The 13,054-nt window shown below is 60.8% G+C and carries 11 protein-coding genes; 9 read left to right on the forward strand and 2 right to left on the reverse strand.

The genetic code is table 11. The features are described 5' to 3' along the window. The first annotated feature begins 44 nt into the window (after positions 1 to 44). The 6 genes from WEU32_RS03780 to WEU32_RS03805 all read left to right on the forward strand — a co-directional run bounded on the left by WEU32_RS03780 (position 45) and on the right by WEU32_RS03805 (position 7,017). Complete coding sequence (locus tag WEU32_RS03780; protein WP_406852917.1) at positions 45 to 806, forward strand: SDR family NAD(P)-dependent oxidoreductase; 762 nt, start codon at positions 45 to 47, stop codon at positions 804 to 806. 161 nt (positions 807 to 967) lie between these two features. After that, positions 968 to 1,834 (forward strand): SDR family NAD(P)-dependent oxidoreductase, encoded by an 867-nt coding sequence (locus WEU32_RS03785; protein ID WP_406852918.1) that lies wholly within the window; start codon positions 968 to 970, stop codon positions 1,832 to 1,834. A 9-nt stretch (positions 1,835 to 1,843) separates the two neighbouring features. Further along, positions 1,844 to 3,544: a class I adenylate-forming enzyme family protein gene (locus WEU32_RS03790; protein WP_406852919.1), complete on the forward strand. Its 1,701-nt coding sequence runs from the start codon at positions 1,844 to 1,846 to the stop codon at positions 3,542 to 3,544. Further along, positions 3,531 to 4,400 (forward strand): amidohydrolase family protein, encoded by an 870-nt coding sequence (locus WEU32_RS03795; RefSeq protein ID WP_406852920.1) that lies wholly within the window; start codon positions 3,531 to 3,533, stop codon positions 4,398 to 4,400. Before WEU32_RS03790 ends, WEU32_RS03795 begins: the two co-directional genes overlap by 14 nt. A 17-nt stretch (positions 4,401 to 4,417) precedes the next feature. Continuing rightward, on the forward strand, positions 4,418 to 5,509 hold the full coding sequence (locus tag WEU32_RS03800; protein ID WP_406852921.1) for a Rieske 2Fe-2S domain-containing protein: 1,092 nt from the start codon (positions 4,418 to 4,420) through the stop codon (positions 5,507 to 5,509). Continuing rightward, the gene (locus tag WEU32_RS03805; protein WP_406852922.1) at positions 5,506 to 7,017 is read left to right on the forward strand and encodes an amidase; all 1,512 of its coding nucleotides are present in this window, start codon (positions 5,506 to 5,508) and stop codon (positions 7,015 to 7,017) included. Before WEU32_RS03800 ends, WEU32_RS03805 begins: the two co-directional genes overlap by 4 nt. Positions 7,018 to 7,020: 3 nt before the next feature. Here the strand turns inward: WEU32_RS03805 and WEU32_RS03810 are convergent, their stop codons facing one another. After that, entirely contained in the window at positions 7,021 to 7,803 is a 783-nt protein-coding gene (locus WEU32_RS03810; RefSeq protein ID WP_406852923.1) for an SDR family NAD(P)-dependent oxidoreductase, read from the reverse strand. 134 nt (positions 7,804 to 7,937) lie between these two features. On the opposite strand from WEU32_RS03810, the gene WEU32_RS03815 reads away from it, so the two are divergent. Both WEU32_RS03815 and WEU32_RS03820 read left to right on the forward strand, forming a co-directional pair. Then, on the forward strand, positions 7,938 to 8,696 hold the full coding sequence (locus WEU32_RS03815) for an SDR family NAD(P)-dependent oxidoreductase (RefSeq protein ID WP_406852924.1): 759 nt from the start codon (positions 7,938 to 7,940) through the stop codon (positions 8,694 to 8,696). Between the two features lie 4 nt (positions 8,697 to 8,700). Further along, positions 8,701 to 9,957, forward strand: coding sequence for a spinster family MFS transporter (locus WEU32_RS03820; protein ID WP_406852925.1), 1,257 nt, complete (start codon positions 8,701 to 8,703; stop codon positions 9,955 to 9,957). A gap of 86 nt (positions 9,958 to 10,043) precedes the next feature. On the opposite strand, the gene WEU32_RS03825 is transcribed toward WEU32_RS03820, so the two are convergent. Further along, entirely contained in the window at positions 10,044 to 10,796 is a 753-nt protein-coding gene (locus tag WEU32_RS03825) for an SDR family NAD(P)-dependent oxidoreductase (protein WP_406852926.1), read from the reverse strand. A gap of 129 nt (positions 10,797 to 10,925) precedes the next feature. Here WEU32_RS03825 and WEU32_RS03830 point away from each other — a divergent pair, with 129 nt between their 5' ends. Further along, positions 10,926 to 13,046, forward strand: a complete 2,121-nt coding sequence (locus tag WEU32_RS03830; RefSeq protein WP_406852927.1) for an FAD-dependent oxidoreductase — start codon at positions 10,926 to 10,928, stop codon at positions 13,044 to 13,046. Positions 13,047 to 13,054 lie beyond the last annotated feature (8 nt).

Raw genomic sequence — 13,054 nt, forward strand, 5'->3', positions numbered from 1 at the left:
CGTAGCTGTGAAATAGACAAAATACGAATCTTGGGAATTTTGAAGTGGTTGACCTCAGCAGCAAAGTGGCCCTCGTAACCGGTTCCGGTCAGGGCGTCGGTCAGGGCATCGCTCTGGCTCTGGCGAGCGCGGGCGCAGACATCGTCGTATGCGGGCGCACGGCTGAAAAGCTGGCCGCCACCTGTGCCCAGATCGAGGCGCGAGGCCGCAAGGCGCTGCCGCTGACCGGAAACGTCAAGGATGCCGACGACCTGTCGCGCATTGTCGCCGAGGCCTGTGAGCATTTCGGCGGCATCGATATTCTGGTCAATAATGCGCAGGAAGTGCCGGCGGGCCGTCTGCTGGATGTGACCGACGAGGCGTTCACAGCTGGATTTGAATCCGGCCCGCTGGCGACGTTCCGCCTGATGAAACTGGTGCATCCGGTGATGGCTGCCCGTGGTGGCGGTACCATTATCAATCTAGCTTCATCGGCGGCCGAGCGGTGGGACCCCAGCGGCTATGGTGCCTATGGCGCGGTCAAACAGGCCATCCGTACCCTGACCCGTGCCGCCGCCGCCGAATGGGGACGCGAGGGCATCCGCGCCATTGCGATTGCGCCCCATGCGGAATCGCCGGGCCTGAAGAAATGGGTCGAGCGTAACCCTGTCGAGGCCGAGGCCTTTTTCCGCACTATTCCTCTGGGCCGTATCGGGCGTCTGGAAGAGGATATCGGCCGCGCTGTGGTGTCCTTGTGCGGGCCGGATATGGGCTATCTGACCGGAGCAACCGTGCCGCTGGACGGCGGACAGGCCAATTTCGGCTGAGAAACGTGTGATGTGCGATTGGTCTGAGGCTTAAATGCGCGAACAAAAGCTATACGGCCAATGAATAGCTATTTTGCGTATTTTATAGGCCTTTGACATTCGCAAATCATGGACTAGTGTTTTCTCAAAAGCATAAATGCGTCTGTAGGGGAGTACAGGGTATGACGAAAATTGCACTGGTAACAGGGGCAAGCCGTGGCGCAGGTCGGGGGATCGCGCGTGGCCTGGGCGAGCTGGGCTATACGGTCTATGTGACGGGGCGCACCATCCAGCCGGGCAATGCCACGGGTTGGGACGGCAGCGTCCTGCCGGGCACGGTGGCCGAGACGGCGGCCGAGGTCACCAAGGCAGGCGGCAAGGGCATCGCGGTTGTGTGCGACCATGCCGATGACGCACAGGTTGCCGCCCTGTTCGACCAGATCATGCGCGAGCAGGGCCGACTGGATATTCTGGTCAATAATGCCACCTATATCCATCACCAACTGATCGAGAAAAAACCCTTCTGGGAGAAGGAAGTCGAGGCGGTCGGTATTCTGGATGTCGGCCTTCGCAGCGCCTATGTGGCCAGCTGGCATGCGGCCAAGATCATGACCAAGCAGGGCAGCGGCATCATCGCCTTCGGCTCGTCCTTTGGTGGGTCCTGCTACATGCACGGTCCGGCCTATGGCGCGCAAAAAGCCGGTCTGGACAAGTTTGCCCACGACATGGAACATGACCTGCGCGGTACCGGCGTGGTGACGGTATCGATCTGGATGGGTCCGCTGATTACCGAGCGCTCGGCCATCGCCCGAGAGACCAATCCCGAACAGTATGATGCCTTCATCAAGACGGCCGAGAACCCCGAGTTCACCGCCCACATTATCGATGCGATCGACAAGTCGCCTCAGCGTGAAGAGCTGTCGGGCAACACGCTGATCGCGGCCGAAATTGCGCAAACTCTTGGTATTACCGATCGCGGAGCCGACCGTCCTTCGTATCGCGAGATGCTGGGCAGCCCGCATCCGAAAAACCCAGCCGTCGTTTACTGAGGTGGGGCAATGACGCAAATCGATCCTGTATTCGCTGCTGTCACTGCCCCCGGAACACCTTTTGAACTGGCGCAGGTCGATGGCCTGCTCCAGTTCGCCAATGCGGCACCGGACCTTAATCTGATGATTGAGTCCGCGCGCCGACATGGTGACAAGACCTTCCTTGTGGACTTCTCGTCCAACGGGGAAGAGCGTCGGCTGACCTTTGAACAGGTCTTTGCATGGCGTGATCAACTTACTCCCATGTTGGGTATCCAGCGCGGCGACCGTGTTGCCATCTGTATGCGCAACCGCGCCGAATGGATGGTGGCCTATCTGGCCGTCATGAAGGCCGGTGGTGTTGCCGCACTGCTGAACAGCCGCGGTGCCCCTTCCGAAATCGTGGCGATGATCGAGGATGTCGAGCCTGCTGTGGTGCTGGCCGACACCCGACGCGCCGAACTGATCCGGCAAGGTGGCTATACGGGCCGGATGCTGGACCTGACCAAGCCGTTCCCGCCCGAGGAGATCGAGCGTCGGGCGGCCGTAGCGGTTGAAAATACGGGTGTGGCCAAGGCTGACGACGACTGCGCCATCCTGTTTACCTCCGGCACGACCGGACGGGTGAAGGGGGCGGTCCTGTCGCACCGCAGCCTGATTACGGGTCTGATGGGCGCACAGCTTTCGGGCATTATGGTGCTGCACAACATGGCCAAGGCCTATGGTATGTCGCCGCAAGACCTGATGGCCAACATGCCGCAACAGGCCAGCCTTCTGGTCTATCCGCTGTTCCATATTTCAGGGCTGGGATCATCCTTCCTGTCGCCGCTGTTGGCCGGTTCCAAGGTGGTGATCATGCGCCGTTGGAGCGGGGAGGAGGCGGTGCGGCTGATCGCGCGCGAGCGGGTCACGAACTTCGCCGCTGTACCGACTATGATCTGGGATCTGGTCAACGGAGCCAAGCTTCAGGATCATGACCTGACCTGCCTGAAGAATATCGGCTCGGGCGGTCAGGCCCTACCCATCAATCTGCTGGATTCCCTGCGCGAGCATTGCCCCGAAGTGGTGCTTGGGGTGGGCTATGGCATGACCGAAACCTCGGGTGCCTTTGCCCAGGCACTGGGCGAGGATTTCATGCGCAAGAAGGCGTCGGCCGGACGGGTTCTGCCCTTGGCCAATGTCTGTATCGAAGGGCCGGACGGCACAATCCTTCCGACGGGCGAAAGCGGCGAGATACTGGTGCGTAGCGCCTTGGTGATGAAGGGCTATTGGAACCGGCCCGAGGAGAATGCCAAGGCCTTTACAGCCGAGGGTTGGCTGCGCACAGGTGATATCGGTTACATCGACGAGGAAGGCTATGTCTTCATCATCGACCGCACCAAGGACATGGTGATTTCCGGCGGCGAGAACATCTATTGCGCCGAGGTTGAGCGCGTTCTGGGCGAGTTCGAAGGGGTCACCGAATGTGCCGCCTTCGGTATCCCCGATGAACGTTTGGGCGAACTTCTGGTGGCGGTTGTCGGCGGCGATGTCCGCAACGGCGATGCCATCATTGACTGGGTTGGCGAACGTCTGGCCCGCTACAAGGCACCGGCTCGGGTGGTGGTGTTCTCGGAGCCGCTACCGCGCAATCACGTAGGTAAAATCGACAAAATGGCGCTGCGCAAGGCGTGGCCACAGCTTGCCGCTGCGCAGGCGAAAACGGGGGACAAAATCCATGGCTATGCCTGAAGGTATCCGCGTCATCGACACCATGCTGGGCATCCCCGAGGCGGATGACCGCTCCGACTGGTTCGATCCTTTCCGTCCGCTGATCAAGGACAAGCAGACGCTCGAACAGTTCGCCATGCCGGCCCAGTACATGTTCAAGGACATTCCGCAGACCTCGAACGTCGATGACTATGTGAAATGGACCGTCGAACAGATGGACCGTTTCAACATCGACAAGGCGCTGGTCGGCTGGAACGACAACGAGACCTCGCGTCGGGCCAAGGAGAAATACGGCGACCGGTTCTTCTTTGATGTGCCGTGTGATCCGAACAAGGGTGTGGAAGAGGTTCGTCGCATCAAGCGCCTTCATGCCGAGGTCGGTATCTCGGCCATCAGTGTCTTTCCGTCGGGCACGCTGCCGCAGGTGGCGATCAACCACAAATATATGTTTCCGCTCTATACATGTGCGGCGGAACTGGGGATTCCGATCCTGCTGAATGTCGGTATTCCGGGGCCGCGCATTCCGATGGAGACCCAGAAGGTCGAGCATCTGGACGAGGTGTGCTGGTTCTTCCCCGACCTTAAGATCGTCATGCGCCACGGGGCCGAACCGTGGGAAGCGCTGGCTGTGAAGCTGATGCTGAAATGGCCGAATCTCTATTATTCGACCAGTGCCTTTGCGCCCAAACATTACCCCAAGGCGATCATCGACTACGCCAATACGCGCGGCGCGGACAAGATCATCTATGCCGGTTACTTCCCGATGGGGCTGAGTTTGGACCGCATTTTCTCGGACATGCAGAATGTGCCGTTCAAGGACGAGGTGTGGCCGAAATTCCTGCGTGAAAACGCGATCAAAGTCTTTGACCTGAAATGACAGTGCAGGAGAGAACCGTGACAAATCCTACACCTGAAGCCGCAACCGACGCTCGCACCGCACCGGTCGCCGTCTGGCAAATCCTCGACAAGCTGCGTGGTCAGGACCTTCTGGACTGGCGCAAGGCCGAGGTGAAGGGACGCGCCTCGGTTGCCGAGCGCAATCTGGATATCGGCTTCCCGTTTGGCTGGTACGCCATCGACCTGTCACGCGATCTGGCCATCGGTGAAGTGAAACCGTTGCGCTATTTCGCCAAGGACTTGGCCATGTGGCGTGGCGAGGACGGCAAGGTCCGCATCATCGATGCCTATTGCAAGCATCTGGGCGCCCATATGGGCTATGGCGGCAAGGTGTATGGCAACCTGCTGGAATGCCCGTTCCATGCCTGGCGCTATGATGGTGAGGAGGGCGTGGTCAAGGACATCCCCTATGCCAAGCTGATCCCGCCCAAGGTCAAGCGCCGCTGCACGGAAACCTATCCGGTGGTGGAAGCCAACCGCTGGATCTGGATGTGGTACCACCCCGACAATATCGCACCGCTGTTCGAGGTGCAGCACCAGCCGGAAGCCTCGGACCCCGACTGGACCGACTACGAAATCCACGAATGGAATGTCTGGGGTTCAATCCAGAACATGGCCGAGAACGGCGTGGATGTGGCCCATTTCAAATTCATCCACGGCACCGCCAATGTACCGCTGGGCGAACTACGCTGGGACGAGTGGGGGCGTGGAGCCGATGTGAAAGCCAAGATGGGCACGCCGTGGGGCGAGGTCGATGGCGGCATCAGCTATGACACCATGGGGCCGGGCCAGAGCTGGACACGCTTTACCGGCATTTCCGAGACCCTTTTGGTGGCCTGTATCACCCCTGTTGAGCTGGACCATGTCCATGCGCGCTTCTGCTTTACCCAGCCGCGTAAACAGGCCGAGGGCGAGCGGGCCGGTGTGGCCAAGGCCATCATCCGCGACATCTGCAAGCAGTTCGATCAGGACAAGGTTGTCTGGGATCGCCAGAAGTACGAGCCTAACCCGACCATCTGTGACGGTGACGGTCCGATCCCGCAGTTCCGCAAATACTATTCGCGCTACTACGCGACACCGTCGTCATGATGAACAGGCGGGACCTGATCGCAACCGGAGCCGCTGCGGCGGCTCTGGCTCCGGCAGCGGGTGTTATGGCGGCTCCGGTCCGGTCCGGCAGTCCGCTGGATACACATGATGCACTGGGGCTGGCGGACTTGGTGCGCCAGCGTCAGGTCTCGGCGTCGGAACTGCTGGAAGAGGCCATCCTGCGCACCGAGACGCTGAATCCGCGTTTCAACTTTATGGCCCAGAAACATTATGATCTGGGTCGCGCGGCCATTGCGGCGGGCCTGCCCGAAGGGCCATTTTCCGGCGTGCCTTGGCTGGTCAAGGATTTGAACACCACCATCGCCGGTGAAGTGACCGAGAACGGCAGCCGCTTCTATAAAGGCGATCGCGCCAGCGTCACCTCCGAGATCGTGAACCGCGCCCAAAAGGCCGGATTTGTGGTGTTCGGCAAAACGACAGCGCCCGAGTTCGGCCTGTCGGCCAGTACCGAAAACAAGCTTCAGGGCGACACCCGTAATCCGTGGAATCCGGCCCATATTGCGGGCGGATCGTCCGGTGGTGCAGCGGTGGCGGTGGCGGCGGGCGTCCTGCCTGCGGCCCATGCGACCGATGGCGGCGGCTCGATCCGTATTCCAGCCTCGTGCTGTGGCCTGTTCGGCCTCAAGCCCAGCCGTGGCCGTATTCCGATGGGACCAACGCGTACAGAAGGCTGGGGCGGTCTGTCTGTCCACCATGCCATTACACGTTCTGTGCGCGACAGTGCGGCCATCATGGATGCGACGCACGGGGTCGAGCTGGGTTCGCGCTATGCGGCCCCGACGCCGGAAGGGACGTTCTTGTCCTATGTGGACAAGGCCCCACGTCCGTTGCGGATCGCGCTGATGCTGACGCCCGCCTCGGGTAGTCCGGTTGATGCAGAAGCGGTCGAGGCGGCGCGTGCGGCAGCAAGACTATGCGAGGCCTTGGGCCACCATGTCGAGGAAGCGGCCCCGAAACTGGATGCCGCCGCTATCGGCGTGGCCAGCTTTGTGCTGAGCGCCTCGTCTATTGCGGCGGACCTGCTGGATCGCGCCAAGGCGACGGGGCTGGTTCCCGGGCCCGATAATCTGGAAGCGATCACGCTGGCCTTCTTCGGATACGGCCAGCAGACGACAGGAATGGATTTTGCGCGGGCCAATAACACCCTGCAAACCGCCGCCGTCGAGGTTGCCCGCTTCATGCAGCACTATGATCTGATCCTGTCGCCCACCCTTGCGGCACCGCCGCTGGAACTGGGCAAGATCAATCTGTCGCCGGATGTCGATTTTGCACAATGGGGCCAGAGGATCGCGGTCTTCTCTCCGTTTGCACAACTGGCCAATCTGACAGGGCAACCGGCCATGTCGGTACCCTTGGCGACGTCCGCCTCGGGATTGCCGATAGGGGTGATGTTTATGGCCTGCTATGGCGACGAGGCGACGCTGTTCCAACTGGCAGGCCAGTTGGAGAAGGCGGCACCGTGGGCGGATAAACGCCCGCGCCTATAGACGTCAGTCTTCGCCGAGATCAGGTGCCCATGCCACGCCATTGATGTGGGCACCGCCATCGACAAACAGGGTATTGCCGGTCAGGTAGCGCGCATCGTCGCTGGCCAGAAATGCGCAGACGCCACCGATATCGGTTTCGGGATCGCCCATCCGGCCCATAGGGTTGGCGGCGCTGATACGCTCGATCATGCCCGGTTGCTGTTCCATGATACGGCGCGCCGATTGCGACAGGGCCGCAGGGCAGACGATGTTGCAGCAGATACCATAACCTGCCCATTCGCGTGCCGCCGTACGGGTCAGGGCGCGCAGGGCTTCCTTGGCGACATTGTAATCGGCGCTGCCCATATGGGCGTTGACCCCGTTCAGCGAGGCCATGTTGATGATCCGGCCCCAGCCCTGCGCCTTCATGTGGGGCAGGGCGCTCGAACTGGTCCACTGGCAGGCATAAAGGCCCATGCGCAAGGTGGTGTCGAATTGGGTATCGGTCTTGTTTTCGATGCGGCCAATCCCTTGGCCACGCCAGGCATTATTGACCAGAATATCGACCGGACCTGCCTCGGCTATCATGTCCATAACGCTGGCCTTGTCGGTGATGTCCACGGCTACAAAGCGGGCCTTGCCACCGTTGTTTGCAATGTCGCGTGCGGTTTGTCGGCCTGCGGTTTCGTTGAAATCGGCAATGATGACGGTGGCTCCATCACGAGCCAGCCTGTGCGCGACACCCTGGCCGATGCCCTCGGCAGCGCCTGTTATCAGGGCCGTTCTGCCCGATAGATCATGCCCCATCGGTTTGCCTTTCTTTATGCGTCAAATTGGTCGTTTAAAAATACGATAACGACGTTTGGTATTGCATTTGGTTCGATATATGCGTGTTATCTTAACTTTATAAGAACGCATAAAGCGAAAACTGGGGAGTGGAAATGCGCGGCTTGAAAGGCAAGGTCGGTATTGTCGCCGGTGGGGGCCGTGGTATCGGCGCAGCCACTGCTCGGCGCTTGGCCGAAGAAGGCGCTGCTGTCGTTATCGGTGACATAAACGCAGCGTGGGCACAAGAAACAGCCCAGCTTATCAATGACGCCGGCGGACGCGCCATAGGCGTGATGCTGGACGGCACTTTGGCCGCATCACAGGCCAATATAGTTCAGGCGGCATTGTCCGAGTTCGGTGCGCTGGACTTCTACCACTCCAATCTGGCGGGCGGCACCGAAGGGGATGTGGACATCCTCAACTGCACCGAAGAGGTGCTGGACCGTTCGTTCGCCATCAATACCAAGAGCCATTTTCTGGCCAGTCAGGCCGCCATGCCGGTGATGATCGCGCGCGGCGGCGGGGCGATGATCTATACTTCGTCGGGCGCGGCGACCTCGGGCAATCCGATGCAGGTCGCCTATCCGATGACCAAGAATGCCATCCATGCGCTGGTGCGCCATGTGGCCCGCAAATTCGGCAAACAGGGTATCCGCGCCAATGCCATCAGCCCCGGTATGGTGATGACCGAGGCCCTGTCACAGCATCTGACCGAAGAATACGCGCAACAGTTTCTGGCCCAGTTGCCGCACACCCGCCTTGGCAAGCCCGAGGATATTGCCGGTGCGGTCGCCTTCCTCGCTTCGGATGACGGCCAGTGGGTCAATGGACAGGTCTGGCACGTCAATGGCGGCTCGGTGCTGAGGGATTGATGTCATGACAGCGACTAAGACAACCAATCCGTGGATCGTGTTGGCCATGCTGTTGCTGGTCTCGATCGTCAATTTCGCCGACCGTTTTTTGCTGACCGGACTGATCGGGCCTATCAAGGCCGAGTTCGGACTGGGCGACGGCATGATCGGCCTTTTGATGGGACCCGCCTTTGTGGTGCTTTATGTGGTGGCGGGGATTCCGCTGGCGCGTCTGGCAGACCGCTGGTCCCGCAAGATGATCATCGCCATTGGTTGTGTGACCTGGAGTCTGGCCACTATCGCCACCGGCATGGCCCAGGGCGAGGTCAGTCTGGCCATTGCCCGTGCGGCGGTGGGCATTGGCGAGGCCTCGTTTGCGGCACCGGCCTATTCGCTGCTGGCGGCCTATTTCAAACCCGAGCGTCGCGGTCTGGCCTTTGGTCTGCTGGGTGTGGCGACCTATGTGGGACAGATCATCGGTCAGGCGGGTGGTCCGGCCATTGCCGAGATGCATGACTGGCGTTTCGCCTTCTATCTGCTGGGCTCTATTGGCATCGGTGTTGGTACTCTGATGGCGCTGGTGGTTCGTGATCCGGCGCGTGTGGTCAGTGAAACCGCCTCGGCGGTGACCATTCCCATGACGGCGCTGATCGGCATTTTGAGCCGCAATGCCAGCTTTGTTTTGATGATGTTTGCCTTTGGTCTGGGGGCCATGTCGGGCATCGCCTTTGGCTATTGGGGGCCGGAACTGTTTACCCGCAACTATGGTCTGGATCCGGTCGTGGCCAAGACGGCCTTTGCGGTGAATTTCGGTCTGGCGGGCCTGATAGGCATGTTGTGTTTCGGCGCGGTGTCCGACCGTTTTGCCAAGCGTGACATGGCGTGGCCGGTACGTCTTTCAGCCTTGGCTTTGGGCTCTGCGACACTGGTTATTCTGGCGGTGACATGGTCCAGCTCGTTTGCACTGGCCAAGTGGCTGGCCATCCCGGCGGGCCTGATGGGCGGTGGTTGGTCGGTAGGCATCTATGCGACCTTGCAATACATCCTTCCGGACCGTTTCAGGGCCACGGCGACGGCACTGTTTTTGGCCATCACCACCCTGTTGTCCTACTTCCTCGGACCGTGGATCACGGGTCTGCTGAGCCAGTCGTTCGGGGATGGCACGGACTCGTTGAAGCTGGCGCTGACAGTGGTGATCCCGATCGGGTTTGTCGCCTCGGTGATTGCCATGATCGCCAGCCGCCGGATCGAACAGGATCGCACCAAGCTACAAGAGCAGTAACGGCAAGGTGAATGCCCAAAAACTTCAGCCGCCCTCTGGGATCAGGGGGCGGCTGTTGTCATTTCAGGCTTGGTAGAGTTGAGGGTTTAGGTCGCGGTGGCCCCGCCATCCACCACTAGCGGGTGGCCGGTGACAAAGCTGGCCTGATCCGAACACAGCCACAGAACCGCACCGGCGATTTCCTCGGCGCGGCCCATGCGGCCCATCGGGGTCAGGTTGTCCATGATCTTGCGCATGTCGGGATTGGCCGCCAGCGGGGCCGTCATCGGGGTCTCGATCACACCGGGGCAGACGGCATTGACGCGGATACCCGCCTTTGCCCAGCGCAGCGCCCCGTGGCGGGTCAGACCGACCACGCCGTGCTTGGTCGCGACATAGGCCGGTTGCCCCGCATTGCCGACCAGACCGTTGATCGAGGCGGTGTTGACGATGGCTCCCTTGCCCTGTTTCAGCATGACCTCGGCCTCCTCACGCATACACATCATGACGCCGGTCAGGTTGATACCAAGACTGCGGGCCCAGACTTCGTCTTCGTATTCATTGGCCCCCATCGAGTTGATGCCGGCATTATTGTGCGCAAAGTCGAGGCGTCCGTATTCCGAGACGGCCCGCGCCACCAGCGCCTTGACCTGATCGGCATTGGCCACATCACAGTGCTGGAACACCGCCTTGCCGCCTGCGGCTGTGATCAGGGCGACGGTTTCCAGACCGCCTGCGTCGTTCACATCGGAGACCACAACCGAAGCGCCCGAGGCGGCAAAGGCGACTGCGGTGGCGCGGCCGATACCGCCGCTGGCACCGGTGACCAATGCGACCTTGCCATCGAATCCGTAATTCATGGGAAATCCTTGATTTGCGTAGTGAAGGGCATAAAACTTATCGATAACGACGATCAATAAAGCATGAGGGTGAGGAAATGCGAATGCGGGGGGCGTTTAAATTTTCGTCTGAAAGCGTGGAGGTCACCTATGTCGGTTGATTACACCCACCTTCTGGCTGCGAGTCGTATCGGCACTATGGAACTGCGTAACCGTATGGTTGTCTCGGCCATGGGGGTAGTGCTGTCCGAAGCCGACGGCACGGTCGGCGAGCGCATGATGGGCTTTCACGAGGAGCAGGCCAAGGGCGGTGCCGGGCTGATCGTTTCGGGCGTGGTGGGTGTGGCCTGGCCAGTGGGAGCTGTGGTGCCGCATCAAACGGCTATTTCGGACGACCGGTTTATTCCGGCCTTGAGCGAAATGGTGAAACGGGTGCACCGCCACGGGGCCAAGATCGCCGCGCAACTGCATCATGGTGGGTTGAATGCGGGCTATTCGGCGGGTGAACATGATGTGCCTCTGTGGGCACCATCCTTGCCGCAGCCGATGAAGGGCGACTTTGTCCAGTCCTTCCTGCCCGAGGAACTGGCGGCCTTTGCACCCAAGAAGATGCCGATGGTAAAGGTGCTGGAACAGGCCGATATCGATCTGGTGGTGTCACAGTTTGCGCAAGGGGCCCGCAGGGCCAAGGCGGCGGGCTTTGACGGTATCGAGATACACTCGGCCCACGGCTATCTGCTGTCGTCCTTTATCTCGCCCAAGAGCAATAGCCGAACCGATAGCTATGGCGGATCGCTGGAGAACCGCCTTCGCCTGTTGCTGGAAGTGATTGCCGCCATCCGCGCCGAGGTCGGGACCGACTATCCGCTGTGGTGCAAGCTGGATGCGTGGGAAGCGGGCAGGGAAGGGGGCATTACTCTTCAGGAAGCCATTGCCGCCGCCAAACTGGTCGAGGCCGCGGGCGTAGATGCCATTACCGTGTCCAGCTATCACAACTCGGCCATCGGCAAGCTGCATTCGGCGTCGAACATCCCCCATGATCCCGAAACGAATATCCCTTCGGCTACGGCCATCAAGGCCGCGGTCACGGTGCCGGTGATTGCGTCGGGGCGTGTCGAGATGGAGGCGGCCAACCGCCACATCGGCAACGGCCAGTATGATTTTCTGGCCATGGGCCGCAAGGTGCTGGCCGATCCGTCTCTGCCCAGCAAACTGGCCGCTGGAAAGCCCGATCTGATCCGCCCTTGCGTTTATTGCTACACCTGCGTCAGCGCCATCTATACGCAGGACCCTGTGCGCTGTGCGGTCAATCCGCTGACGGGACTTGAGTGGCAGCGCAAAACCCATCGGGTCAGTGGTCAGAATTACGTGGTCGTAGGCGCAGGGCCGGGGGGTATGGAAGCGGCCTGTCAGTTAGCCGAGGCAGGCAATCGCGTCACCCTGATCGAGAAGTCGGGCCGTCTGGGCGGCACCTTGCGCTTTGCCTCGCTGGCCTATCCGGCCAATGAGCGGCTGCTGGACTGGCTGATCGCGCGGGTGAAACGCTCGTCTGTCGAGGTGAGGCTGAACACCGAAGCCACGCCCGAACTGCTGGCGAGGTTGAAACCCGATGCGGTCATCGTGGCCACGGGCGGACGGCGCGATATGCCCGCTCTAGCCGGATCGGACCTGCCACACGTCTTTAGCGGCGACGATATGCGCAACCTGTTGCTGGGCCAGTCGTCTGGCGCGCTGGAACGTAAGACCGGCAGCCTGACCCGTCTGGCCACCAAGGTCGGAGCCATGACCGGAATGACGGACAATCTGGAGTTTGTGCGCAAGGCGTCACACACATGGATGCCGTTGGGCCGTAAGGTTGCAATTATCGGTGGTGAACTGGTCGGGCTGGAACTGGCCGAGTTCCTGAACGAGCGCGGACGCGAAGTGACGGTGATCGAACCGAACAGCCATATGGGGCGCGGTCTGACGCTGGTGCGCCGTGCGCGTCTGCTGGCCGAGCTTCAGGAGCATGGCGTAACCCTGCATCGCGGGGCTGCGGACATCGCGATCAGCAAGACGGCTGTGACCTTTGGCGACAAGGAAGGCAGCATCCACTCGGTGCAGGCCGACCATGTGATCGTGGCCATGGGGGCCAGTGGCGATACCTCTGTGGCAGTGCAGATCGCGGCGCTGGGCTATCGGATTCATGTGGCGGGTGATGCCAACGGGATAGGCTATATCGAAGGCGCTATTCGCGGAGCCTCCGAAGCGGTTGAAGCCCTGATCGCCTGATCGGTTTA

It is taken from the genome of Brevundimonas sp. BH3 (assembly GCF_045345115.1).
Classification (GTDB): Bacteria; Pseudomonadota; Alphaproteobacteria; order Caulobacterales; family Caulobacteraceae; genus Brevundimonas.

Bases quoted from the DNA above. Each gene is read 5' to 3' on its own strand.
- WEU32_RS03785 (WP_406852918.1), top strand. From the start codon at position 968: ATGACGAAAATTGCACTGGTAACAGGGGCAAGCCGTGGCGCAGGTCGG.
- WEU32_RS03790 (WP_406852919.1), top strand. From the start codon at position 1,844: ATGACGCAAATCGATCCTGTATTCGCTGCTGTCACTGCCCCCGGAACA.
- WEU32_RS03795 (WP_406852920.1), top strand. From the start codon at position 3,531: ATGGCTATGCCTGAAGGTATCCGCGTCATCGACACCATGCTGGGCATC.
- WEU32_RS03805 (WP_406852922.1), top strand. From the start codon at position 5,506: ATGATGAACAGGCGGGACCTGATCGCAACCGGAGCCGCTGCGGCGGCT.
- WEU32_RS03810 (WP_406852923.1), bottom strand. From the start codon at position 7,803: ATGGGGCATGATCTATCGGGCAGAACGGCCCTGATAACAGGCGCTGCC.
- WEU32_RS03815 (WP_406852924.1), top strand. From the start codon at position 7,938: ATGCGCGGCTTGAAAGGCAAGGTCGGTATTGTCGCCGGTGGGGGCCGT.
- WEU32_RS03820 (WP_406852925.1), top strand. From the start codon at position 8,701: ATGACAGCGACTAAGACAACCAATCCGTGGATCGTGTTGGCCATGCTG.
- WEU32_RS03825 (WP_406852926.1), bottom strand. From the start codon at position 10,796: ATGAATTACGGATTCGATGGCAAGGTCGCATTGGTCACCGGTGCCAGC.
- WEU32_RS03830 (WP_406852927.1), top strand. From the start codon at position 10,926: ATGTCGGTTGATTACACCCACCTTCTGGCTGCGAGTCGTATCGGCACT.